General features: G+C 62.2%; 24 protein-coding genes. 9 read left to right on the top strand and 15 right to left on the bottom strand.

Features of this window, described 5'->3' with window-relative positions:
• The first annotated feature begins 3 nt into the window (after positions 1 to 3).
• The 3 genes from IU397_RS18930 to IU397_RS18920 are packed head-to-tail and all read left to right on the top strand — an operon-like array spanning position 4 to position 4,324.
• Positions 4 to 2,085 (top strand): 3-hydroxyacyl-CoA dehydrogenase NAD-binding domain-containing protein, encoded by a 2,082-nt coding sequence (locus IU397_RS18930; protein WP_204416787.1) that lies wholly within the window; start codon positions 4 to 6, stop codon positions 2,083 to 2,085.
• A gap of 1 nt (position 2,086) precedes the next feature.
• Entirely contained in the window at positions 2,087 to 3,274 is a 1,188-nt protein-coding gene (locus IU397_RS18925; RefSeq protein ID WP_204416785.1) for an acyl-CoA dehydrogenase family protein, read from the top strand.
• Positions 3,275 to 4,324 (top strand): acyl-CoA dehydrogenase family protein, encoded by a 1,050-nt coding sequence (locus tag IU397_RS18920; RefSeq protein ID WP_204416783.1) that lies wholly within the window; start codon positions 3,275 to 3,277, stop codon positions 4,322 to 4,324.
• A gap of 3 nt (positions 4,325 to 4,327) precedes the next feature.
• On the opposite strand, the gene IU397_RS18915 is transcribed toward IU397_RS18920, so the two are convergent.
• The 14 genes from IU397_RS18915 to IU397_RS18850 form a co-directional block, all read right to left on the bottom strand.
• Positions 4,328 to 4,771 (bottom strand): hypothetical protein, encoded by a 444-nt coding sequence (locus tag IU397_RS18915; protein WP_204416781.1) that lies wholly within the window; start codon positions 4,769 to 4,771, stop codon positions 4,328 to 4,330.
• A 70-nt stretch (positions 4,772 to 4,841) separates the two neighbouring features.
• A complete protein-coding gene (locus tag IU397_RS18910) occupies positions 4,842 to 5,219 on the bottom strand; it encodes a hypothetical protein (protein ID WP_204416779.1) in 378 nt (125 codons plus the stop codon).
• A gap of 4 nt (positions 5,220 to 5,223) precedes the next feature.
• Positions 5,224 to 5,646 (bottom strand): PaaI family thioesterase, encoded by a 423-nt coding sequence (locus IU397_RS18905; RefSeq protein ID WP_204416778.1) that lies wholly within the window; start codon positions 5,644 to 5,646, stop codon positions 5,224 to 5,226.
• The gene (locus IU397_RS18900; protein ID WP_204416776.1) at positions 5,643 to 6,440 is read right to left on the bottom strand and encodes an IclR family transcriptional regulator; all 798 of its coding nucleotides are present in this window, start codon (positions 6,438 to 6,440) and stop codon (positions 5,643 to 5,645) included. The genes IU397_RS18905 and IU397_RS18900 overlap by 4 nt, the downstream gene beginning before the upstream one ends.
• Positions 6,441 to 6,452: 12 nt before the next feature.
• On the bottom strand, positions 6,453 to 7,214 hold the full coding sequence (locus IU397_RS18895; RefSeq protein WP_204416774.1) for an SDR family NAD(P)-dependent oxidoreductase: 762 nt from the start codon (positions 7,212 to 7,214) through the stop codon (positions 6,453 to 6,455).
• On the bottom strand, positions 7,207 to 8,241 hold the full coding sequence (locus IU397_RS18890; protein ID WP_204416772.1) for a phosphotransferase family protein: 1,035 nt from the start codon (positions 8,239 to 8,241) through the stop codon (positions 7,207 to 7,209). Before IU397_RS18890 ends, IU397_RS18895 begins: the two co-directional genes overlap by 8 nt.
• Positions 8,222 to 8,872, bottom strand: coding sequence for a histidine phosphatase family protein (locus IU397_RS18885; RefSeq protein WP_204416770.1), 651 nt, complete (start codon positions 8,870 to 8,872; stop codon positions 8,222 to 8,224). The genes IU397_RS18890 and IU397_RS18885 overlap by 20 nt, the downstream gene beginning before the upstream one ends.
• Positions 8,873 to 10,108: an acyl-CoA dehydrogenase family protein gene (locus IU397_RS18880; protein WP_204416768.1), complete on the bottom strand. Its 1,236-nt coding sequence runs from the start codon at positions 10,106 to 10,108 to the stop codon at positions 8,873 to 8,875.
• Positions 10,105 to 11,112, bottom strand: coding sequence for a nitronate monooxygenase family protein (locus IU397_RS18875; RefSeq protein ID WP_204416766.1), 1,008 nt, complete (start codon positions 11,110 to 11,112; stop codon positions 10,105 to 10,107). Before IU397_RS18875 ends, IU397_RS18880 begins: the two co-directional genes overlap by 4 nt.
• Position 11,113: 1 nt before the next feature.
• Positions 11,114 to 12,310, bottom strand: coding sequence for an acetyl-CoA C-acyltransferase (locus tag IU397_RS18870; protein ID WP_204416764.1), 1,197 nt, complete (start codon positions 12,308 to 12,310; stop codon positions 11,114 to 11,116).
• Complete coding sequence (locus tag IU397_RS18865; RefSeq protein WP_204416762.1) at positions 12,303 to 12,794, bottom strand: MaoC family dehydratase; 492 nt, start codon at positions 12,792 to 12,794, stop codon at positions 12,303 to 12,305. Before IU397_RS18865 ends, IU397_RS18870 begins: the two co-directional genes overlap by 8 nt.
• Positions 12,791 to 13,612: an SDR family NAD(P)-dependent oxidoreductase gene (locus IU397_RS18860; RefSeq protein ID WP_204416760.1), complete on the bottom strand. Its 822-nt coding sequence runs from the start codon at positions 13,610 to 13,612 to the stop codon at positions 12,791 to 12,793. Before IU397_RS18860 ends, IU397_RS18865 begins: the two co-directional genes overlap by 4 nt.
• Positions 13,613 to 13,623: 11 nt before the next feature.
• Entirely contained in the window at positions 13,624 to 14,739 is a 1,116-nt protein-coding gene (locus tag IU397_RS18855; protein ID WP_370541730.1) for an acyl-CoA dehydrogenase family protein, read from the bottom strand.
• A 4-nt stretch (positions 14,740 to 14,743) separates the two neighbouring features.
• A complete protein-coding gene (locus tag IU397_RS18850; protein WP_204416878.1) occupies positions 14,744 to 15,934 on the bottom strand; it encodes an acyl-CoA dehydrogenase family protein in 1,191 nt (396 codons plus the stop codon).
• Between the two features lie 131 nt (positions 15,935 to 16,065).
• Between IU397_RS18850 and IU397_RS18845 the strand changes: the two genes are divergently transcribed.
• From IU397_RS18845 to IU397_RS18820, 6 genes are all read left to right on the top strand, one after another.
• A complete protein-coding gene (locus IU397_RS18845) occupies positions 16,066 to 17,301 on the top strand; it encodes a branched-chain amino acid ABC transporter substrate-binding protein (protein ID WP_204416756.1) in 1,236 nt (411 codons plus the stop codon).
• A 149-nt stretch (positions 17,302 to 17,450) separates the two neighbouring features.
• Positions 17,451 to 18,383 (top strand): branched-chain amino acid ABC transporter permease, encoded by a 933-nt coding sequence (locus IU397_RS18840; protein ID WP_204416754.1) that lies wholly within the window; start codon positions 17,451 to 17,453, stop codon positions 18,381 to 18,383.
• Positions 18,380 to 19,648 (top strand): branched-chain amino acid ABC transporter permease, encoded by a 1,269-nt coding sequence (locus tag IU397_RS18835; protein WP_204416752.1) that lies wholly within the window; start codon positions 18,380 to 18,382, stop codon positions 19,646 to 19,648. Before IU397_RS18840 ends, IU397_RS18835 begins: the two co-directional genes overlap by 4 nt.
• Positions 19,645 to 20,412 carry an ABC transporter ATP-binding protein gene (locus tag IU397_RS18830; protein ID WP_204416750.1) on the top strand — a complete coding sequence of 256 codons (768 nt, stop codon included), beginning with the start codon at positions 19,645 to 19,647 and terminating at the stop codon, positions 20,410 to 20,412. The genes IU397_RS18835 and IU397_RS18830 overlap by 4 nt, the downstream gene beginning before the upstream one ends.
• A complete protein-coding gene (locus IU397_RS18825; protein ID WP_239479921.1) occupies positions 20,409 to 21,128 on the top strand; it encodes an ABC transporter ATP-binding protein in 720 nt (239 codons plus the stop codon). The genes IU397_RS18830 and IU397_RS18825 overlap by 4 nt, the downstream gene beginning before the upstream one ends.
• Positions 21,128 to 22,114, top strand: a complete 987-nt coding sequence (locus IU397_RS18820) for an NADPH:quinone oxidoreductase family protein (protein WP_204416876.1) — start codon at positions 21,128 to 21,130, stop codon at positions 22,112 to 22,114. Before IU397_RS18825 ends, IU397_RS18820 begins: the two co-directional genes overlap by 1 nt.
• A gap of 203 nt (positions 22,115 to 22,317) precedes the next feature.
• On the opposite strand, the gene IU397_RS18815 is transcribed toward IU397_RS18820, so the two are convergent.
• A partial coding sequence (locus IU397_RS18815; RefSeq protein WP_204416748.1) for a hypothetical protein occupies positions 22,318 to 22,497 on the bottom strand: 180 nt, incomplete at its 5' end.

Below are 22,497 nucleotides of genomic sequence, written 5' to 3'. Positions count from 1 at the left end.
TAGATGTCAGAGGTGGTAACGACAGAACGCGTGGGCGCGGTGGCTTTGATCGCGCTGGACAACCCGCCGGTGAACGCCGCGAGCCATGCCTTGCGCAACGGCATTCAAGACGCGATTGCCACACTGGACGCAGATCCAGAGGTCAAGGTGATCGCGATCTACGGCAAGGGCCGGACATTCATTGCCGGCGCCGATATCCGCGAATTCGGCAAGCCACCAAAGGAACCGCACCTGCCCAATCTTTGCACGCAGATCGAAAACTGCGCGACACCCGTGATTTCCATCCTCCACGGCACGACCCTTGGCGGCGGGCTGGAGGTGGCACAGGCCACCCATGCCCGCATCGGCATCACAGGTGTCAAAGTCGGCCTGCCGGAAGTCTTGATCGGGATTATGCCCGGCGCCGGGGGAACGCAACGCACCCCCCGCCTGACCGGCGTTCCAGCCGCGCTCGACATGATCACATCCGGTCGCCACGTGCCCACGGAGGAGGCGCACAAGATTGGTCTGCTCGACCAGGTGGTGGATCTGGAGCCCCGGGCCGCTGCCCTCAGCGCCGCCCAGGATGTGCTGGACGGCAAACTGGAAACCCGCCGCACGGGCCAGATTGCCGTTACCCCCGACGAGGCCGCCATCACCGAGTGGCGCACCAGGATGGCAGCCAAGCACCCAAACCTGATCTCTCCGCTCAAATGTGTCGATGGTGTCGCCGCCGCGACCCTGCCCATCGCGGAAGGCATGGCCGAGGAACGCCGCCTCTTCACCGACTGCATGGACAGCCCACAGCGCGCGGGCCTGATCCACGCCTTTTTCGCCGAACGCGCCGTGGCCAAGATCCCCGAGGCGACGGCCACTTCCCGCGACATCGCCAGCATCGGCGTGATCGGCGGCGGCACCATGGGATCAGGCATAGCCACAGCGGCGCTGATGGCCGGACTGCCCGTGGCCCTGATCGAGCGTGATCAACAGGCCATGGACAAAACCGCCGCCACGATCACCGGCAACCTGGATGGCGCCGTCAAACGCGGCAAGATGACCGCTGCCACCCGCGATACGATCCTGGCAGATCGCCTAACTCTCGCCACGGATTTCGCCACCCTCAACACGGCGGATTTGATCATCGAGGCCGTGTTTGAAGAGATGGAGATCAAGAAAGAGATCTTTGCCCGCCTCGACACCATCGCCAAACCCGGCGCGATCCTCGCCTCGAACACCTCCTTCCTGGATATTGACGAAATCGCGGCTGGGACCTCCCGCCCGGCTGACGTGCTGGGCCTGCATTTCTTTTCTCCGGCCCATATCATGCGGCTGCTCGAAGTCGTGGTGGGCGCCCAAACCGATCCCGGCGTTGTCGCCACCGGCTTTGCGCTGGCCAAGAAACTGCGCAAAGTCGGCGTCCGCGCCGAGGTTTGCGACGGCTTCATCGGCAACCGGATCCTCGCCCATTACCGCAAGGTCGCCGATTATCTGGTGATGGATGGCGCCTCGCCGTGGGAGGTGGATTCGGCACTTGAGGATTTCGGGTTCGCCATGGGTCCTTTCGCCGTGTCGGACCTCGCAGGCCTCGATATCGGCTGGGCCACCCGCAAGCGGCTTGCAGCCACCAAACCACCCGAAGAGCGCGACGTAGTCATCGCCGACCGCATCTGCGAAAACGGCTGGTTCGGGCGCAAGACCGGCAAGGGCTATTACGTCCATGATGGACGCGACAGCAGCCCCAATCCGGTCGTCGACCAGATCGTTGAGGCCGAACGCAAGGCCGCTGGCATCACCCCGCGTGACTTCACCGATGACGAAATCGTCAACCGCTACATGACCGCCATGATCAGTGAGGCCGCCCGTGTCATCGAAGACGGCATCGCCTTGCGCCCTATCGACGTCGATGCAGTCTACCTGTTTGGCTATGGCTTTCCGCGATTCCGGGGCGGCCCACTCTTTTACGCTGACCAGATCGGCGCCGCGACCCTTGTTGAACGCATCCACACCTATGCCGAAGAGGACGCGCATTACTGGCAGGTTCCCGATATACTGCACCAAATGGCCCGCAATGGGACCGCTTTTGCCGATCTGAACAAGGAGAGCTGAGATGGATCTGAGTTATTCCGCAGATGAACTGGCCTTCCAGTCAGAGGTGCGCGCCTTTCTTGACGCCGAATTGCCGCCCGAGATGTCGGCCAAGGTCCGTGCCGGAACCGACCTGACCAAGGCCCAGATGGAAAACTGGCACGGCATATTGAACGCGCGCGGTTGGCTCGCCGTCACCTGGCCCACGGAACATGGCGGCCCGGGTTGGGGCCCCGTCAAACGCCATATCTTTGAAGAAGAATGCTGCCGCGCGTTTGCCCCGCGCACCGTGCCCTTTGGCCTGAACATGCTGGGTCCGGTGCTGATAGCCTTTGGCACGACGGATCAGCAGGCCGAATACCTGCCGCGCATCCTGGATGGCCGCGACTGGTGGTGCCAGGGCTATTCCGAACCCGGCGCAGGATCGGACCTGGCCAGCTTGAAAACCCGTGCGGTGCGCGACGGGGACCATTACGTCATCAACGGCCAGAAAACCTGGACCACGCTCGGCCAACACGCCAACCGCATCTTTTGCCTCGTGCGCACCAAGGCCGAGGGCAAACCGCAGGAAGGGATCAGTTTCGTCCTGCTGGACCTTGATACGCCGGGGATCGAGATGCGGCCAATCAAGCTCATCGAAGGCGGGTTCGAGGTGAATGAGGTCTTTTTCACCGATGTCCGCGTCCCCGTCGCCAATCTGGTTGGCACCGAGAATGAGGGCTGGACCATCGCCAAATTCCTTTTGAGCCACGAACGCACGAACATCGCCGGCGTCGGCTTCTCCATGACAGCACTGTCCGAGGTCAAACGCCTGGCCCAGCAGGTCCGCCGCAGTGGCAAGCCGCTATCCGAAAACCCCCATTTCGCCGCCCGCATGGCCGAGATCGAGATCGACCTGGAAGCGATGAAAATCACCAACCTGCGTATGCTGGCCCAGGCTGAGGCACAGGGTGCCCCCGGGGCCGAAACCTCGATGCTCAAGATCAAAGGGACGGTCATCCGGCAGGCGCTAAACGACCTGGCCCGCCGCGCGCTTGGCCCCGCCGCCGCCCCCCTCCCGTCCGAAGATCTGGAGGGCAACGCGGCCCTCGTCCCGCCCGACTTTGCCAACGGCGCCGCGCGGTACTTCAACAACCGCAAACTATCGATCTTTGGCGGCTCGAACGAGATCCAGCGCAACATCCTCGCCAAGCACGCTTTGGGTCTGTAAATGGATTTCTCTCTGACCGACGACCGCCGGATGCTGGCCGACACGCTCGCGCGGTATCTGGCGGATCAATATCCGATCGAACACCGTAACACGGTCGCCTATGCCGCCCCGTTCCATGACCCCGCGAAATGGGCCGAACTCGCCGAACTGGGCGTGATCGGAGCGTTGGTACCAGAGGCCAAAGGCGGCTTTGGCGGCACTGGTTTCGACATCGCCGTGGTGTTCGAGGCGTTGGGCCGTGCCCTGTGTCCCGAGCCCATGCTGGCCGCCCTGATGGGCCTGACCGCCCTGTCCCACACCGACCAAGAGCTGGATCCGATCATTGCCGGAGAAACCCGCATCGCCCTGGCCACAGGCGAACTCGACGCGCCCTACAGCTCGTCGGACATTGCGACCACCGCAACCGGCGACCGCCTGACGGGGCGCAAAAGCGTCGTCTATGGCGGCGGCGTTGCTGACACCCTTTTGGTCACCGCGCGGCATGGGGCAGGCATCGGCCTTTATCAGGTTGCGGCATCCGATACCCAGATTACCCCGTTCGGCATGGTCGATGGCGGCGGCGCGGCAGAAGTGTTTCTGGACAACACGCCCGCCACCCGGCTGCTGGCTGACGCAGGCCCCGCGCTGGCCCATGCCGAAACCGCAGGGATCGTCGCCCTATGTGCCGAAGCGGTGGGCGTGATGGAGGTCCTCAAGGACCAGACCCTCGACTACCTGAAAACCCGCAAGCAGTTCGGGCGCGCTATCGGCGATTTCCAGGTGCTGCAACACCGCATGGTCGACCTGACGATCGAGATCGAACAGGCCCGCTCCATCACAATTCAGGCTGCCGACAGCCTGGGCACACCGCACGGCCCGCGCCATGCCTCCATGGCGAAAAACCTGATCGGGCGCGCGGGCAAGCTGGTCTCAGAAGAGGCGATACAGCTCCATGGCGGCATCGCAATGACCTGGGAATATCCGGTTTCGCACTATGCCAAGCGGCTGATCATGATCGATCATCAACTGGGCGATACCGACACCCACCTGGAACGCGTCATCGCAGGCTAACGCCTATTCTTCCACAGCCGGGCAATCCTTTGGCGCCGTCACAAGGGTCGCCAAACGACTGGCCTGCGAGTCGTACAATACGTCAATGGCCGTCCAGCCCTGTGCCCGGGCCAACCCGTTTTCACTGCAATGCAAAGCGGTATGTTCAGGCTGCTTGCGCGCTCCAAACCCGACGGCGATGCTCCGACGGTCCGCCGCCACCCGCTTTTCATAGGTGACCGATTTTGTTTCACAATTCACCAGGATCCGAAACACTTCCGTGAGGTTGTCCACCCGCTGGGGCAATTTCGGGTTGATGTCCGCCTCAAAAGCTTTCAGCTCGGTGCATTGCTGTTCCGCCAATGCCGCATCATCTTGCGGTATTTCAGTCTCAGATGTATCCGTTTCCTGCGCCAGCGCAGCAAAAGACAAGCTCGATAGGGCCAAGGCCAACAGTGTTTTTTTCATGGGGCAAAGATCGCAAATGCCCTGTCCCGCGACCAGTGACATTCCAGCGAGATCGGCAATGAACCGCCGCTCATGGGCAATCATCGGGCCGGGTGACAAAGGTAAAGACCAATTCATTGGTCGGCTCATGGATCTTGTCCACGGCCGTCCAGCCAGACACCGATGCCAACCCCTGATGATTGCAGTGCAAGGCCGTGTGCTGCTGTTGCTTGCGCGCAAAAACGCCGGGCTCCATCACCGCTGAGGACACCAATAACCGCTTGCGAAACTCCACGACCCTTGTGTCACAATCGACGGAAAAGCCGGTAATCTCGGTATATTTGTCGATCATGCGCGGGATCGTGGGTTGGATCTGCGCCTCATAGGCTTTGGCCTCAGCGCAGCTCGCCTGGGCAGAAAGCACCGAAGGCAGGCCCACCACGATTAAGGCGATCAAAAAGGCCCGCACCCAACTATCCCACACTGTCACTGCGATAGCGAAACGCCCCGCTGCCGGTTGCGATCCGTTCCCCGGTCTCATCGCGGACCGTCCCTTCGGCAAAGAAGGATCGCTTGCCGCCGCCCACTTTGCGCCCCTCGGCAATCAGCACATCGCCCTTGGGCCGCGACAGATAGTTGACGTTCAGGGTCAGCGTCATGGCCTGCCTGATATGGTCAGGGTCGCCGGTATAGCAGCCCGCATAGCCCATCACCGTATCCAGCATCGCCGCGTGGACGCCCCCATGGGGAATACCATAACGGTTGGTCAGTTCGCCCCGCATCGGCAGTTGGATGATCACCCGCTCTGCCGTCCAATCCACCATACGAAACCCCAACAGCTTTTGAAACTCATAGGGTTCTTCAAGGATATCAGTATTTTCCGCCTCAAATTTCATGTCGTTCCTTGCCCCGGGCTCATGCTGATGACGCGTGCAGCCTCCTGCAACGGTGCCGCGTACCGGGCTTCAAGCTCATCTGCGGTCACATGAAAGGCCGGGCCACCAATGTTCAACCCGTAAATCGCAGATGAGCCCAAGGCGCGCACAGGTACGGCAATTCCGTTCACATCCTCGCGCCAGTCGCCAAAGCCGCGGCAATAGCCCAGGGTCTCATGATCCGCGCGCGCTTTGTCAAAGCTGGCTTTGATCCGGTCAAAACCCGACGGGTCGGCCTCACGCGCCGCGTTAAAGATCGCGTCACGGTCAGCCGCATCCATGGCCACCAGAACCGCCCGCCCGATAGCCGAAAAGAACAGCGGCAGGCGCGATCCCACGCTCATGGTCAGGGACACATCCTCGGTCGAGCGTTGCACCGCGACATAGATCATGTCGAACCGGTGGCGTTCGGCCAACGCGCAGGTGACATAGCGGTTCGGACCCGTGTCACAAAGCGACCGCATGGTAACCGCCGCCCGGTCCGTCACCGGCAGGCCGGAGAGCACGCCAAAACCCAGGGACAGCACCCCGGCGCTCAGCCGATAGGTTCGCGTCCTGGGGTCCAATGCCAGATAGTCCAGCTTACATAGGGTGTAGGTCAGTCGGGAAACGGTCGGTTTCGGTAACCCGGTGCGCGCGGCGATATCCTGGTTCGACAAGACGGTCTCATTCGGTCGAAAGCAGCTGAGCACATCAAGTCCGCGCGCTAACGCACTGACAAAATTACGATCTTTTGCATCGACGCCATCATCCATACCCTATCCCACTCATACTGCTGTCAGACCACCATCAATGGAAATGGTCTGCCCGGTCATAAAACTGTTCGCCGGATCGCAGGCCCACACCATGGCCTGCACCACTTCCTCCACCCGGGCGACACGGCGCATCGGGATCCGCGCCGCGATATGGGTATAGGCCGTCTCCCGGTCCATCCCGCGCTTGGTCGCGATGTCATCCGCCATTTCGTTAAACAACGGCGTCGCGGCGAAGGACGGGCAGACAGCATTCACCCGCACGCCGGCCCGCGCGACCTCATCCGCCGCGGCCCGCGTCAGGCCCACAACGGCATGTTTCGAGGCGGCATAGGCCGATAGGTGCGATGCGCCCAGGAGCCCGGCTGCCGATGACACGTTCAGGATAACACCCGATTTGCGGGCAATCATGCCGGGCAATTGGTGCTTCATCCCCAGGAACACACCGCGCGCATTGACCGCCATCATCCGGTCGAACGCTTCGACTGGGATATCCGTCAGTGGGGCCAGATCATGGCCGATCCCGGCATTGTTGATCGCCACGTCGATCTGCCCGAACCGGTCCAAGGCGGCCTCGTGCAGCGCCGCCATCTGGTCCGCATCACTCACATCGGCGGGGTGGTCCAGAACATCGATGGGCGGGTCGGCGATGGGGTCAAGGTCTGACAAGACCAGCCGCGCGCCCTCTGCCGCGAACCGGCGCGCCGCCTCCGCGCCAAAGCCGCTGGCCGCCCCAGTGATCAGCACGACCTGCCCGGTGAACCGGCCGTCAGCCATGGTTCAGCGCCTTGAGCCCGCCACCGGCAAACGCCGCGACATAGGCCCCCATCCGCAACCCGCGTTCGGGATCCGATGCATTGCCATCCAGTGCCCGTTTCTTCACACCCTGCAGGATCGCCCCCATACGAAAGAAGTTGAATGCCAGGTAAAACCCGAAATCCGGGATCGCCGCGATCCCCCGCCGCTCGCAGTAGCTCTTGATGAACTGGCCATCGCCGGGCAATCCCAGGGCGGCACGGTCAACGCCCGCCAGCCCGCGCCCCTCGCTCCCCGTCGGCATCTGCCATTGCATGATCACGGCGGCCAGATCGGCATAGGGATGGCCGATGGTGGACAATTCCCAATCCAGCACGGCCAGGCAATCGGCACTGTCGGGGGCAAAGATCATATTGTCGATCCGGTAATCCCCATGGACCAGGGTCCGCTGCCCATCATCCTCGGGCATCCGGGCATTCAGTGCATCGATCAGATTGTCCATATCGGCGATGCTGTCTGTCTCGGACGCACGGTATTGCTTGGACCAGCGCCCGACTTGCCGTTCGAAGTAATTGCCCGGCGGGCCATAATCCGACAGGCCAACGGCGTCGACATCAACCGAATGCAGGGCAGCCAGAACGCGGTTCATCTCGTCCACCATCGCGCGGCGTTCATCGTTGGTCTGATCCGGCAGGCGCGGGTCGAAAAAGATCCGGCCCTCCACATGTTCCATCACATAAAAGGCCGCACCGATCACCGTGTCGTCTTCACAAAGCAAAAGCATATCGGCGACCGGCACATCGCTCCCGATCAAGGCCCTTTGCACCCGGTATTCGCGATCAACGGCATGGGCCGATTTCAGCAGCATGCCAGAAGGCTTGCGCCGCAACACGTAGCTCTTGCCGGGAGTGACCAGCAGAAACGTTGGGTTTGACTGTCCACCCTCAAACTTCTTTGCCTCGATCAAGCCGTCAAAGCCCGGCAGATTGGCTTCCAGGTAGGGGGTCAGCCGGTCCAGCGGCAGCAGGTCAGATATAGGTGCGGGCATGGGCACGCTCCTCCGGGTCCAGGTGCGGGCTGGCATTGAACAGCGACAGGCGCAGACGGCCTTCCTCCAATGTCAGCCGATGAACCGAGGCATTGTGGATGTTCAACAAAAGGTCCGCAGTGGCCCGTAAAGACAGCCCCATCGTCCGGCGCAGGATCACCCCGATCACCCCGCCCGACGTCACGATCAGCGTCCTGCGGTCCTTCTGGGTCGCGGCATCCAGGGCAGCCAGGACACGGCCCTCAAAGCTGGCAAAGGTCTCGCCCTCGCCAAGGCGCCCCTCACCCCAGCCGCAAAACACTTCCGGGAAAGTCGTGATGAAATCGCTGCGGGATTTCGAGGCGGTCGAGCCTGTCTCCCGCACATATTGCTGCTCCAGCGGGTCGTAATGCATCTCGTCAAAGCGCGGATCTTCTTGCAGCTTCGGCAGATCCAGATGCTTGACGATCCCTTCTGCCGTCTCCCTGTGCCGCCGAAGCCCACCGCGCAAAGCATGGTCGAACTGCCATCCCTGGGCATTGATGTAGTCGCCCAGCCACTCCGCCTGGGCATGGCCCAGGGGGCTTAGCCGGTCGTAGTCATCGGTCCCGAAACTGGCCTGGCCGTGGCGGATCAGCGTGACCTCCCCCATTCAGGCACCTGCATTGGTGTAGCGTTTCAACTCCGCGCGCGCGACCTGGCGGCGGTGGACGGCATCGGGGCCATCGGCCAGACGCAGGGTGCGGACATGGGTCCACATATGGGCCAGCGGCGTGTCCTGACTGATGCCGCCGCCGCCATGCATCTGCATCGCCTCGTCGATCACCTTCAGTGCCATCAGCGGGGCCACCACCTTGATCTGGCTGATCCAAGGCTGCGCCTCCCGCACGCCGGCCGTGTCCATCATCCAGGCGGCTTTCAGGCAGAGCAGGCGGGCCTGCTCGATCTCCATCCGGGCATTGGCGATGATGTCGTGGTTCGCGCCAAGCTGGGCCAACGGCTTTCCGAACGCCTCGCGGCTCACGGCACGGCGGCACATCATCTCCAGCGCGGCCTCGGCCTGCCCAATGGCGCGCATACAGTGGTGGATGCGGCCCGGGCCCAGGCGGCCCTGGGCGACCTCGAAACCGCGCCCTTCGCCCAGGATCAGATCGGCGGCGGGCACGCGAACGTCGGTGAACCGGATATGCATATGGCCGTGGGGCGCGTCATCGGCGCCAAAGACCTGCATGGCGCGCAGGATCTCGATCCCGTCTGTCCCCGCGGGGACAACAAACATCGAATGGCGCGCATGCTTTGCCGCCTCCGGGTCGGTGTTGGTCATGACGATATAAACCTGGGTACGCGGGTCACCGGCGCCAGAGGCCCACCATTTCTCCCCATTCAGGACGTAATCGTCACCATCGCGCACGGCATTCAACGAAATGTTGGTGGCGTCCGAAGAGGCGACATCGGGCTCCGTCATCAGATAGGCAGAGCGGATCTCGCCCGCGAGCAACGGCTTCAGCCAGCGCTCCTTATGGGCATCGGTCCCGTAGCGCTCGAACACTTCCATATTGCCAGTGTCCGGCGCAGAGCAGTTAAAGACCTCTGCGGCGATGCCGACCTTGCCCATCTCCTCGGCCAGGTAAGCGTATTCGACCGTCGTCAGGCCATAGCCCTTGTCGCTGTCGGTCAGCCAGAAATTCCACAGGCCCCGGTCGCGGGCGGTGGCTTTCAGCCCATCCAGGATCGCAAGCTGCCGGTCGGTATGGCGGAACCGGTCGCCCGACGGATGCTTCCCCACCTCGGCGTGGAACTCGGCATCCAGCGGCGCGATCTCATCGCTGATCATCGTGCGCACCTTGTCGATCAGGGGGGCCACGCGGTCTGTTATGCCTAGGTTCACGGGCTCACTCCTTGGGTAAAGTCGGCGGCCAGGCGTTGGCCCGCCGCCGTATATTCGCGATCCAGACGGTCTACCAAAGCGGCGACAGGTTCAACAGCTTGCACCGCGCCGATGCCCTGGCCGGCACCCCAGATCTCCTTCCAGGCCTTGGGTTTGGAGGAGCCTTTGGAGAAATTCATGGAGGTCGGATCGGCTTCCGCCAAATTGTCGGGGTCCATACCCGCCGCGGTGATCGAGGGTTTGAGGTAATTGCCCGAGATGCCGGTGAAGAGCGAGGAGGTCACGATATCCTCCGCCCCGCCATCTACGATCATCTGTTTGTAAGGCTCCGCCGCGTTGGCCTCCTCCGTCGCGATGAAGGGCGAGCCGATATAGCCCAGATCGGCCCCCATGGCGCGGGCAGCCAGGATGGCCCTGCCGGTTGAGATGGAGCCCGACAGCAGGATCGGCCCGTTGAACCAGTCGCGGATTTCCTGGATCAGGGCAAAGGGCGATTGCGGCCCGGCATGGCCCCCGGCCCCGGCAGCGACGGCGATCAGACCATCGGCACCCTTGTCGATGGCCTTGCGGGCGAAGGTGTTGTTGATGATATCGTGCAGCGCGATGCCGCCGCAGGAATGGGCGGCGTCGTTGACCTCGACCCGGGCGCCTAGCGACGTGATCCAGATCGGCACCTTGTGACGGGCGCAGATCTCCAGGTCGCGCTCTAGCCGAACGTTTGAGCGGTGGACAATCTGGTTGACGGCGAAGGGTGCGGCGGGCCGGTCGGGGTTAGCCTGGTTATGTCGGTCCAGTTCCTCGCGGATTTCGGTCAGCCATGCGTCCAGCAGCGGTGGCTCGCCCTCGGCTTCGCGGGCATTCAGCGCCGGGAAACTGCCGATGATCCCGGCCTTGCACTGGGCGATGACCAGCTTTGGGACCGAGATGATGAACAGCGGTGCCGCCACCGCCGGGATCCGCAGCCCGGTCAGGATGTCCGGCAATTGGCGTTGGGTATCGAGCATATCACAGCACCTCAAACAATCCGGCGGCCCCCATGCCGCCCCCCACACACATGGTGCAAACGACGTATTTGGCACCCCGCCTTTTGCCCTCGATCAAGGCATGGCCCACCATCCGGGCGCCCGACATGCCGTAGGGGTGACCGATGGAAATCGCTCCGCCATTCACATTCAGGATCTCGTCAGGGATACCCAGCGTATCGCGACAATACAGGACCTGGACCGCGAACGCCTCGTTCAGCTCCCACAGATCGATATCGTCCATCTTCAGGCCATGGGCCGCCAGCAGCTTGGGCACGGCAAAAATCGGGCCGATCCCCATCTCATCCGGTGCGCATCCTGCAGCGGTGACGCCGACATAGCGACCCAGCGGTTCCAGCCCGCGCCGCTCGGCCAGTTTGCCCTCCATGACCACGGCGGCGGAGGCCCCGTCGCTCAACTGGCTGGCATTGCCGGCCGTGATGTAACCGCCTTGGGCGATGGTCAGACCGTCCTTGAAGACCGGCTCAAGGCTCGCCAAACCTTCGGCATTCGTCTGGGGGCGGTTGCCTTCATCCTTGTCCAGCACGATGTCGCGGTCGCTGATGGCCCCGGTTTCTCGGTCCTTAACCTTCATGGTGGTGGGCAGCGGCACGATCTCTTCGTCAAAGGCCCCGGCCTGTTGCGCGGCGGCGGTGCGTTGTTGGGAGCGGAGGGCGTATTCGTCCTGCGCCTCCCGCGTCACGCCATAGCGGTCGGCGACCGTCTCTGCCGTTTCTAGCATGGACATGTAGATAGCGGGCACGTGTTCCGTGAGCCACGGATCGGCATGGCGGCGCATCTCGGGCGTCTGCACCAGGCTGACGGATTCGACCCCGCCCCCCACGGCCACTTGCATCCCGTCCTGTACGACCTGCTTGGCCGCCGTTGCGATGGCCATCATGCCACTGGCGCATTGCCGGTCGACTGACATACCCGCCGCGGTCACCGGCAACCCGGCCCGCATCGCCGCCTGCCGCGCGACATTGCCACCGGTCGAATGCTGCTGCAAGGCCGCACCCAGGATCACGTCCTCAACCTCCGCCGGGGCGACCTGCGCCCGCCGCACAGCATGGCTGATCGCGTGACCTGCCATCGCCTGGGCCGTGGTATCGTTGAAGGCGCCACGATAGGCTTTGCCAATCGGGGTCCGCGCGGTGGAGACGATCAGGGCCTCACGCATTGAGATGTCCTTTCAGGTCGGCTGTCTGTTCAAGGTAACGGCGGGTGATCCATTCGGCGACCAGGGCGGGCCTCTCGTGATCCTTGATCTCAATGGTAACGTCCCATGTGAGGGTCACTTCGCCAGGTTTGCCCCGGTCGAGCGCGGTGAGCGTGAACCGCGCGCGCAGGTCTGTCCCCGCGGGGACAGGAGCGACAAACCGCAATTTGTTGAAGCCATAATTTACGCCGATGCGCGCGTCCGCCAGGTCAGGCAACGCATCATAGGCCATGGCCGACACCATGCTGAGCGTCAGGAACCCATGGGCAATCGTGCCGCCGAACGGGGTTTCGGCCTTGGCCCGGGCGGGGTCGGTGTGGATGAACTGGTGGTCGAGGGTCGTGTCGGCATGGGCGTCGATCATGGCCTGGGTGATGGGGAACCAGCGCGAGATGCCCACCTCTTCGCCCACGCGCGCCGCCAGTTGATCGACGGTCACGGTCATTGAAACGCGCGCTCAAACAGCGACGGGCCGGTCATGACGTTGATGCCACCACTCACGGGGATGATGGCGCCGGTGACATAGGCGCCTGCACGGCTGGTCAGGAAGGTCACGCAGCCGGCGATATCTTCGGGCGCACCGACCCGTTCCAGTGGCACGCCTTCACCAACCTTGGCGCGACGGGTCTCGTCCGCGGTGGCGAAGGCGGTCATGTTGCTGACGAAGGGCCCCGGCGCCAGCGCATTGACCGTGATCTGTCGGCCCGCCAGTTCCTTGGCCATGATCCGGGTCATATGATGGACTGCAGCCTTGGAGGCGGCATAGCTATAGGCGCCGTCACCCATGGGCACCTCCCCCATGACAGAGCCCACATTGACCACGCGGGCCGGGTCACCTCGCTCCCCCGCCGCGCTGAGTTGCGGCAGCAGCGACTGCGTCAGGTGAAACAGCCCCGCCACGTTCACCGACATCACCTTGTCCCACGCGTGGTAAGGGAATTTGCCCATGGGCTCCCCCCAGGTGGTGCCCGCATTGTTCATCAGGATATGCAGCTTGTCGGTTTTGGCTGCAGCCTTGGCGGTCAGATCGGCTACGCCCTGTTCGGTGCCAACATCACCTGCAAACCCTTCGGCGCTGCCGGGCAGATCCATCGCATTCAAGTCTTCGGCGACCTCCTCACAGGCCGCGCCTTTGCGGCTGGCGATCATCACATGGGCACCCGCAGCGACCAGCCCCGTCGCGGCCATATGGCCGATGCCTGTCGCGCCGCCGGTGACGAGGGCGGTTTTGCCCGCAAGCGAAAAGAGTGTGTCTGGCGTCATGGATCCCCCTGTCAAAGCCCACGCAGCTGCGCGACCCGTTCCGTGTGATAGCTTTCATCACCCAACCATTCAGAGGCAACCCGGGCGCGTTTCATGTAAAACCCCAGATCCAGCGCATCGGTCATGCCGATCCCGCCATGCATCTGGATGGCCTCTCCGACCGCAAGCCGGGCCGTGCGGATGGCCCGCACCTTGGCCAGCGAAACGGCCAGATCCGCGTTGTCCGGATCGCTGTCCAGCATCCGTCCAGCATTGAGGATGGTCGAGGCCGTGACCTCCATCTCGCACCACAGATGCGCCACGCGGTGCTGAAGCGCCTGAAAGCTGCCGATGGGCCGCCCGAATTGCTGGCGATCTTTCAGGTAAGCTATGGTCAGGGCAAAGACCCCGGCGGCGATGCCCGAAAGCTCGGCCGCGACGGCCGCATACCCGGCGAGCAGCGCCCGCTTCAGGATGGGTTCTTCTTGGTCGATCTCACCACACAGATCATCCTTAGACACCCAGACATCCTTGAAACCAAGGCGCACCGCATCGCGGCCATCGATCAGGTTCATCGGAGAGGACGAGAGCCCCGTTTGCGTGGCCGCGATATCGAATACGGCATAGCCGTACTTCACCTTGGTTGAGACCAACAGGCGGTCCGCGACCCCGCCTTCCATCACGAGGGTTTTCGGCCCAGACAGAAGAAAGCCGTCGCGAGACGGCCTCGCCATGACATCCGGGGTGTTTTGCAGATGCTTCGGGGCCCCATCGAATGCCAGGGCATAGACCAGATCGCCCTTCGCAATCTCGGTCAGACGGCGGTTGGCCCGGTCGGTGCGCAATTGGCGGAGCACGGTCGCTGCGATGACGGAGGTAGAGATGAAAGGTGACACGGCGAGTGTCTTGCCCATCTCGAAAGACAGGATGTTCGCCGCGGCATAGCCCATATCGGCACCACCGGCGGCTTTGGGGATCAAAACCCCGGCCCAGCCCAGCTTGGACATGTCCTGCCAAAGGTCATGATCGTGGCCCTGCCCGGCATCGCGCATCGCCCGCAGGCGAGAGACCGGGGCGACCTCGTCCAGAAAGCTCCGGGCGCTGTCGGCCAAGATGATTTCGTCTTCGGTGGGCAACAGGCTGACCACGGCGCTATCCCGGCAGCCCAAGGATGCGGCGCGAGATGATCTCCAACATGACCTCGGACGTGCCGCCCTCGATGGAGTTGGCCTTGGTCCGCAGCCACTCCGCCGCGAGGGTTCCATGCACGCCGTCCCATTCAAGGGCATCGCTGCCGCCCGCCCGCATCATCACCTCATGGCGGCGCTTGTTGAGTTCGGTACCGATATATTTGAGCATGGCAGAGGCATCGCCCACGCCTTGCCCGCCCTCGGCCATGTCTTTGTAGCGGTCAAGGGTCAGTTCCACAGCAAGGGTGTCAATCTCGCAGGCTAAAGCCTCGGCGCGCAGGGTGGCATCTTTAAGGTCGGCCTCGGCATCTGCCAGAACCTTCATGACCGAGCGACCGCCCAGCAGGCCTTGCGCGCCGCCCGAAATCATCTCACGTTCATGGGTGAGCAGGTATTTGGCAATCTCCCAGCCCTGCCCCGTCTGCCCGACCAACTGGTCTTTCGGTACTTTCACGCCGTCGAAAAACGTCTCGCAAAAGACCGACGCGCCGGAGATCAACTTGATCGGTCTGGTGCTGACACCGGCACTTGCCATGTCGATCAACAGGAAAGAGATGCCCTGGTGCTTGGGCGCGTCCCGATCTGTACGCACAAGGGCAAAGATCCAGTCAGCCTTGTCGGCGTAGGAGGTCCAGATTTTCTGGCCCGTGACGACATAGTGGTCGCCCGCATCCTCCGCCCGGGTCTGGACATTGGCCAGATCCGAGCCCGCACCGGGTTCGGAATAACCCTGGCACCAGCGGATTTCGCCGCGTGTGATCTGCGGAAGGTGGTGACGTTTCTGCACCTCTGATCCGAATTGCAAAAGGGCTGGCCCCAGCATCCAAAGGCCGAAACTGTCGAGGGGCGAGCGCGCTTCGATCCGCGCCATCTCTTCGGTCAGCACCTTTTCCTGGGCGCGAGTCAGCCCGCCACCACCATAGCCTGTCGGCCAGGTGGGCGCCGTCCAACCCTGATCGGCCATGGCGTGCATCCAGTCGCGCTGCGCATCGCTTTGAAACTGCCAGTTGCAACCGCCCCAGCAGATATCCGCATCGCCATCGGTCGGCCCACGCATGGCGGCGGGGCAGTTCGTCGCCAGCCAGTCGCGTGTTTCCTGCCGGAATGATGTCAGATCGTCCAAGCCCTGCCCTCCCCGCCTTGTTTGAACCATCGCCAGCCGAGTTTCGCAATGCAAAACTGCATTCCACATTTAGGTTGACAAGAGCCGGACCGAATGGATCAATAATGAGAATGAAATCCCGCGTCAGACGGGTCATATCGTAAAAATTGGGAGGATGCGCGATGAACGGGACCACCGTCAAATCGGCTATTGTTGCGGCGCTTTTCGCCTTGGTCGCGGGGCCTGCTTTGGCCGTCGACACGCTCAAGATCGCCTATATCGATCCACTGTCAGGTGCCTTCGGCAATGTCGGCGATGCGGGGCTGAAACACTTTCGCTATGCCGCTGAACTGATCAATGCGGATGGCGGTGCCGGGGGCCTGACGGTCGAGATTGTGCCGTTCGACAACAAGACCAACCCCAAGGAGAGCCTGGTTCAACTGCAAAAGGCCATCGACCAGGGCATCCGGATCATCGCGCAAGGCAATGGATCCTCCGTCGCCAATGCCCTGACCGATGCGGTGAACAAGCACAACAAACGCAATCCCGGCGAAGAGGTGATTTTTCTGAATTACGCCGCCGTGGATCCCGCCTTGACCAATGACAAATGCAATTTCTGGCATTTCCGGTTCGACGCCAATGTCGACATGAAAATGGCCGGGATGACCGATTGGCTGGCCGAACAGCCCGATATCAAGAGCGTTTACATCCTGGGTCAGGATTACTCCTTTGGCAAAGCGGTGTCCGCCGCGGCCCAAAGCATGATCACCGAGAAACGCCCGGACATCGAGATTGTCGGCAACGAGTTGCACCCGATCGGCAAAGTCAAGGATTTCACGCCTTACGTCCAAAAGATAATGGGTGCCGGGGCGGATGCGGTGATCACCGGCAATTGGGGCACCGACATGACGCTGCTGATCAAGGCCGCTGCCGATGCGGGACATGAGGTGCCGTATCTGACCTATTACGGCGGTGGGCTGGGCACGCCAACAGCGATGGGGGCTGCGGGCGTCGACAAGGTCAAGCAGATCACCGAATTTCACGAAAACATCGAGACCACGCCGGAGCAAATCGCCAAGATGGACGCGTTCGAGGCCAAGCACCCGGATGTCGACTATTATTACCAGCGCGTTTTCACCACGATGGGCATGCTCGACAAGGCTGCGGACGAAGTGGGCGGCGGAGATGTGGTCGCCATTGCCATGGCGCTGGAAGGCATGACGTTCGAGACGCCGTATGGCACGGTCGAGATGCGCGCGGATGATCACCAGTTGATCCAACCGCTCTTTATCTCGACCTTCACCGATGACGTGACGCGCGATGTGGAAGGCACCGGCTTTGGCTTTAAAACGGATGTCGAGATCCCGGCCGCTGCCACAGCGACGCCGACAACCTGTAAGATGCGCCGCCCAAGTTAACGCCCTGCGCATCGATCCAGTGCACCGTCTGACTGAACGGCCAGGCGGTGTTTTGGAGGGGCAATGAGATCGCCCCGTCAAAGCCCGCGTCACCGCCATCGATCTCATCGTTCGAACGGCCTCACCCTTCGCCCCTTGGAGCCCAGACGTTGGAAACCATCGCTTTCGCGCTACTGAACGGCCTGATCTACGGGCTTTTGCTGTTCATGCTGTCCAGTGGTTTGACGCTGATCTTTTCGATGATGGGCGTGCTGAACTTTGCCCATGCGAGTTTTTACATGCTGGGCGCATACTTTGCCTTCACCCTGGGCAATTTCACGGGCTTTTGGGTGGCGTTGTTCCTGGCGCCAATCCTAGTGGGGTTGGCCGGTGCGGCGGTGGAACGCTGGGGGCTCAGGCCCGTCCATGCCAATGGCCATGTGGCGGAGTTGCTGTTCACCTTCGGTCTGGCTTATGTGATCGAAGAGATCGTCAAGATCACATGGGGCAAGGTTGCCGTGCCCTACCAAGTGCCAAGCGCGCTGGATTTCCCATTATTTGAGCTGTTCGGGTCGCAATACCCGGCCTACCGGATCTTTATGTTGCTGATCTCGATCCTGATGCTGGTGGGCCTGTGGTATCTGCTGAAACGCACCCGGATCGGCCTGATCATCCAGGCCGCGTTGACCCACCCGCATATGGTCTCTCACCTGGGCCATAACGTACCGCGGATCTTTATGCTGGTCTTCGCGGCGGGCTGTGCCCTGGCAGGTCTGGCGGGTGTGATCGGCGGCAACTACCTGGTGACGGAGCCCAGCATGGCCTTTGCCATCGGCCCCATCGTGTTTGTCGTCGTGGTGGTGGGCGGCATGGGAAGTCTGGAAGGGGCCTTCATCGCCTCCCTGCTGATCGGGTTCCTGCAGACTTTTGCCATATCGATTGACGCCAATTTCGCGGATTTCTTTGGCTGGCTTGGCCTACAAGCTACGTCGGAGGTCGGGCGCATCACCATCGCGTCGCTGGCGCCGATGCTGCCCTTTCTGCTGCTGGTCCTGATGCTGATGCTGCGCCCCCGTGGCCTGATGGGGGAGCGTGAGTTTTGAGCGACCAGACCCAAAACCCCGGCCTCATCGACCTGGCCCCAACCAGTGCCCAGAAATTCACGACGCGTCTGTTGCCGCTGATCCTGTTCGCTGCCGTGCTGCTGATCATCCCGTTGCTGGGGCCGTCCCGCACGGCCTATTCGCTGCTCAACGCCATCGGGATCAACATCGTCTTCGCACTCAGCTACAACATGCTACTGGGCCAGACGGGGCTGCTGAGTTTCGGCCATGCCGTCTATTTCGGCCTTGGCGCCTATGCCGCAATGCATGGGATGAACGCGATTGAGGCGGCGAGTTTCGACGGTGGGACCTGGGCCCTGATGCCGGTCTTTGCGCTGCCCGTCCTTGGCTTCGCAGGTGGCGCTTTGGCGGGGGCCGTCATCGGTTGGCCGTCTTGCCGCAATGCGGGTGTGCCCTTCGCCATGATCTCCCTCGGGATCGCGGAACTGATCGCCGCGGCCGGGTTCATGTTCGTCAGCATTTTCGGGGGTGAGGAAGGCATCTCTGCCGACCGGATGAACGGGATCGAGGCATTTGGTCTGTCCCTTGGCCCGATCTCAGAGGTCTATTGGTTCATCGTCTTTTGGACCCTGATCGGCGTCGTCGGCATGTATGCGTTCACGCGCACGCCCCTGGGCAAGATGGGCCAAGCCGTGCGCGATAACCCGGAACGCGTGCAATTCGTGGGCTACGATCCGCAGCGCGTCCGCTATCTGGTCTTCATCGCATCGGGCGGGTTCGCAGGGTTGGCAGGCGGCATGTCGGCCGTGAATTACGAGATTATCACCCCCGAAAGCCTGTCTCTCCTGCCCTCGGGCTTTGTCCTGTTGATGGCCTATATCGGCGGCATCCGTTATTTCGCCGGACCACTGCTGGGGGCCATCGTTCTGACCTGGATGCAGTCAAACCTGTCAGACTTTTCCGAAGCCTGGCTGCTGTATCTGGGCCTGATGTTCATTGCCATCGTGATGTATGCGCCGGGCGGCCTGTTCGGCATGGTGCTGGGCTTTGCCCGCGGCATCATCCAACCCGATGCAGCGCCGCGCCTGACCCGCTGGGGTGCGCTATCCGCCGCGGCGATGGTTACCTTCGCCGGGGTGATCCTGCTTACGGAAGTCGCTGTCAGCCGCACGTCCGGCCATGTCTTTGCGCCGGGTGGCCTACCCCTGCCACCGTCCAGCCCGCTGAGCTGGGCGCTGGGACTGGCGCTGTTGATCGGCGGCGGCTGGGCCATCCGGCACCTGTCCCAACGGTTCGCGTCATGACGACTGCCCTTAGCCTCCGGGAGGTCCGCAAGGATTTCGGCCCCGCCAAGATCATCCAAGGTGTCTCACTAGAGATCGCGCAGGGCGAACGCCATGCCATCATCGGCCCCAATGGTGCGGGCAAGTCGACGCTCTTCAACCTGATCTCGGGTCTTTACCGCCCCACCGCGGGCGATATCCGCCTGCGCGGTCAGTCGATTGCCGGGATCAGACCCTACCGGATCAACCGGATGGGCCTGTCGCGCAGCTTCCAGGTGTCGAACATCTTCAGCAATATGAGCGTGCGGGAGAATGTGCGCTGCGGCGTTCTGTGGTCCATGGGCCAGGGATACAGCTTTTGGCGCAATATCGGGAATCTGAAACTGGTGCAGGAAAAGACTGCACACATCCTTGATTCCGTTGGGTTGATCGACAAGGCCGACAGCCCCGCCGCCCTGCTGCCTTACGCCGACCAACGGACATTGGAGATTGCCATCACCATTGCCGGGGGCGCGGATGTGATCCTGCTTGATGAGCCCACGGCGGGGATGAGCCACTCTGAAACCGACCGCGCCATCGCCCTGATCCAAAAGGCGACGGCGGGCAAAACACTGCTGATTGTCGAACACGATATGGGCGTCGTCTTTGGCCTGTCCGACCGGATCAGCGTGCTGGTTTACGGGGAGATCATAGCGACAGGCGCGCCCGAGGAAATCCGGGGCGACCCACGCGTGAAGGAAGCCTATCTGGGTGACGAAGCCGAATTGCCGGAAGCGGTCGCATGAAGGACACCGCCCCAAATCCCATGCTGGACGTCCGCGACCTGCATGCCTTTTACGGCAAAAGCCACGTTCTGCGCGGCGTGAACCTGAGCGTGGGCCGGGGCGAGGTTGCAGCACTTCTGGGCCGCAACGGTGTGGGCCGCTCCACCACTGCCAAGGCAATCATGGGTGAGGTCGCACCGCAAGGCGAGGTCTGGTTCCATGGCCATAACATAGCGGGCCAACCCAGCCACCGCATCGCCCATCTGGGCCTCGGCTATGTGCCGGAAAACCGCGACATCTTTCCCATGATGACCGTCCGCCAGAACCTTCTTTTGGGCCTCAAGGATGTCAACACTCCGGGCCGCTGGCAGATCGAGGACATGCTGGAGATGTTCCCGAACCTCAAATCCCGCGCCGATACCGCCGCGGGCGTCCTGTCTGGTGGCGAAAAACAGATGCTCACCATCTGTCGGACCTTGATGGGCGACCCCGATCTAATCATCATCGACGAGCCGACCGAGGGGTTGGCGCCCAAGATCGTCACCCAGGTCGGCGCGCTGATTGCCCAGATTGCCCAGGCCGGTGTGTCGATCTTGTTGGTGGAACAAAAACTGTCGATCGCGCTGAAGATCGCACAAAGGGTGTATGTCATGGGGCATGGAGAAATTGTTTACACCGGCACGCCGGACGACTTTAGGGGCCGTGAGGATATCCGGCGCGAATGGCTGGAGGTCTGATGCGCGCCTTGCTCAGCACCCAGGTGGGTGGGCCCGAGACGCTGGAAATGACCGACCTGCCGATGCCGGAGCCAAAAAAGGGCGAGATCCGGATCGCCGTCAAAGCCGCAGGCGTCAACTTCCCCGACACGATCATCATCCGTGACATGTATCAGTTCAAACCGCCCCGTCCCTTTGCGCCAGGCGGTGAGGTGGCTGGCGTGGTGGATACGGTGGGCGGCGGTGTCGCTGGCTTTGCCGTAGGTGACCGCGTCCTGGCCCTGCCGATCTTTGGCGGCTTTGCCAGCCATATCTGCGTTCCCACCGGTTCTGCCCATAAAATCCCCGATGCGATGCCGTTTGACGAGGCCGCCTGCTTCATCTTCACCTATGGCACCTCCTATTACGGACTAAAGGATCGCGGGCAGTTGGGCGACGGCCAAACCCTGCTGGTCCTGGGGGCCGCAGGCGGGATCGGCGCCTCTGCCGTGGAACTGGGCAACGCCATGGGCGCCAAGGTCATCGCCGCTGTCTCCTCCCCCGAAAAGGCGGCGTTTTGTGACAACCTCGGGGCGGATCATACGATCGTTTATCCGCGGCAGATGGACAAGGCCGCGCAAAAGGACTTCTCTCAGCAGATCAAAGGCATAAGCCGCGAGGTTGACGTTGTTTACGACCCTGTTGGCGGCGCTTACGCCGAACCCGCCCTGCGCTGCCTGGGCTGGGAGGGTCGCTTCCTGGTGGTCGGTTTCCCGGCGGGCATCCCGGAAATTCCGTTGAACCTCCCCCTCCTGAAGAATTGCCAAATCGTCGGTGTGTTCTGGGGTGCCTTCGTGCGGCGAGACCCCGCGCGGCACGAGTTGCTCACACAAGAGCTATTCCAGATGTACGAGGCGGGCCAGATCAAACCCCGCATCAGCAAGACCTTCCCCCTGCAAGACGCCGCCGCAGCCCTGGAACTGATCGAGACCCGCCAAGCCCAAGGCAAAATCGTCCTAACCCTCTAGCGGTGCCCAAGGCGCCCCACCGTTAACGGGGCACCCGGTGCATAGCCAACGGCGCCACGGCCTACCCCCGATCCAACCGGCAAACGCCTGAAACCTAGCGGTTTTGGCGAGGCACAACCAATGCACAAACCATACATACGATTTGCGCTGAGACGCCCCTTTAACACACCGAGCGGTTAGGCCTTGTTAACCTCTTGAGCATCTCATCCACCACTGGCGTGAGGATAGGTCTTTGCACTTGCGAAAAACGTCTTCAAAGAGCTTATTTTGTTGAAGAAGTCTTTGTTGTTTTGGGCCAATTCGTTTGCTTCACTTCCTTTTGTCGGATGAGGAGGGATTTGACGATGATGGGTGTTCAGGAAGCTCCGGCTCGGTTGTTTTAC

The sequence above is a fragment of the Actibacterium sp. 188UL27-1 genome, assembly GCF_016901225.1.
Taxonomy (GTDB): Bacteria; Pseudomonadota; Alphaproteobacteria; order Rhodobacterales; family Rhodobacteraceae; genus 188UL27-1.
The sequence above is the reverse complement of the archived record's forward strand: the minus strand, read 5'-3'. Positions and strand labels throughout refer to the sequence as shown.